At 52.1% G+C, this 1,934-nt stretch carries 2 protein-coding genes and 1 pseudogene; 2 read left to right on the forward strand and 1 reads right to left on the reverse strand.

All coding sequences use genetic code 11. From position 1 onward, the window contains the following. Window positions 1-270 (forward strand): annotated as a pseudogene (locus ACTHUM_RS12550) (acyl-CoA dehydrogenase family protein); the annotation flags it as partial. Window positions 271-356: 86 nt separating this feature from the next. Beyond that, on the forward strand, window positions 357-527 hold the full coding sequence (locus tag ACTHUM_RS12555; RefSeq protein WP_003747315.1) for a rubredoxin: 171 nt from the start codon (window positions 357-359) through the stop codon (window positions 525-527). 63 nt (window positions 528-590) lie between these two features. On the opposite strand, the gene dapC is transcribed toward ACTHUM_RS12555, so the two are convergent. After that, complete coding sequence (gene dapC / locus ACTHUM_RS12560; protein ID WP_070843268.1) at window positions 591-1,778, reverse strand: succinyldiaminopimelate transaminase; 1,188 nt, start codon at window positions 1,776-1,778, stop codon at window positions 591-593. Between the last annotated feature and the right edge of the window lie 156 nt (window positions 1,779-1,934).

Raw genomic sequence — 1,934 nt, forward strand, 5'->3', positions numbered from 1 at the left:
GCTTTGGACGGCGCATGGGCGGAAACCGAACGTCTTGCCGATGATGCGTGGAACAATAAACCCGATACGTTGGCAACCTTGAAACTGCGTGAAGCGGCTGCCGTATTGGCATTGAACGCCACTCAATCTGCCGCATTGCATGCAGGCGCGAAAGGTTATCTGATGCGCAGCCCAGCGCAACGCCGCGTCCGCGAGGCCATGTTCGTCGCCATCGTAACACCGGCCATCAAACACCTGCGCAAAGAAATCGCCGTTTTGGAAGCAGCGTAATAAATTCAAAATATCAACAATAAGACACACGAAAGGCCGTCTGAAATATGGTTTCAGACGGTCTTTCAAAATGGAAGGAACACCAAATGGCTCAATATATGTGCGGCCCTTGCGGCTGGATTTATGATGAAGATGTCGGCGACCCCGAACACGGCCTGCCGGCAGGTACCAAGTTCGAAGACATCCCCGACGACTGGAAATGCCCTGAATGCGGCGTAGGTAAAGAAGATTTCTACCTTCTGGACTTCACCATATAAATTATCCGATTATTTAATAAAAAGGCCGTCTGAAGTTTCAGACGGCCTTTGTTTGCTTAATCGTCAGCGGTAGAGCGAAACAATGGTTTCAGCCGCTTTGACACAGCTTTCCACGTCGGCAACCAAAGCGATGCGGACGTAGCCTTCGCCCGGATTGCCTTGCTCGGTATCGCGGGCAAGGAAGCGGCCGGGCAACACTTGGATGGCGGCTTTCTGCCACAGGTTGCGCGTGAATGCCAAGTCGTCGCCGTCGGGAACTTTCAGCCAAATGTAGAACGATGCGTCAGGCAGTTTGACATCGAATACCTGTTGCAAAATCGGAATGACGCGGTCGAATTTTTCTTGGTAGAGGCGGCGGTTGGCAATGACGTGTTCTTCGTCGTTCCAAGCGGCAATGCTGGCACGTTGGACAGGAATGCTCATCGCGCTGCCGTGGTAGGTGCGGTAGAGCAGGAAGTTTTTGAGCAACTCGGCATCGCCTGCGACAAAGCCGGAACGCAAACCGGGGACATTGGAGCGTTTGGACAGGCTGGTAAACATCACGATGTTGTGCGTTCCGCGACCTAATTGCGCCGCAGCCTGTAAGCCGCCGATCGGTTTGTCGTCGTCAAAATAAATTTCGGAATAGCATTCGTCAGAGGCAATAACGAAGCCGTATTTGTCTTGCAAATCAAAAATTTCTTTCCAGTCTTCTAATTGCAGGACGCTGCCGCTCGGGTTGTTGGGCGAGCAGACAATCAGGACTTTGGTACGCTGCCACACGTCTTCGGGCAGGCTGCTCCAATCGGGGTTGAAGCTGGGTGCCGGGCAGTTGGCAAAATGGATTTCGCCGCCGCCCAATATAGTCGCGCCTTCGTAAATTTGATAGAAAGGATTGGGACTGATAACGACCGGTTTGGGGTCGTCTGAAGCCGGATTCAAAACGGTTTGGATAAAGGAAAACAATGCTTCCCGGCTGCCCAATACGGGCAGGATTTCATTGTCGGGATTGAGGCTTAAACCATCATAACGGCGGGCAACCCATTCGGCGCAGGCTTGGCGCAGTTCGGGCAGGCCTGCGGTCAGCGGATATTTTTCCAATTCGTGCAGGGAGGCGGTCAGTGCATCGGTGATGACTTTGGGCGTCGGGTGTTTCGGCTCGCCGATTTGCAGATGGATGGGGGTTACGCCTGCGGGTGCGTCAATGCCTTGCATGGCTTCACGCAAGCGGGCAAAAGGATAGGGTTTGAGGTGGTTCAATAATGGATTCATGATGTTTCTGCTGGATAAATTCAGGCGATAATCTTAGCATTTTTTAGATAGATTGGGACAAAAAGGCCGTCTGAAAACAGGGTTTAAATGTTTTCAGACGGCCTTTTGAATGCAGTCAAAACGGTCCCGTCATCACCAACTATTACAGCAACGTCT

It is taken from the genome of Neisseria sp. P0021.S006 (assembly GCF_051956895.1).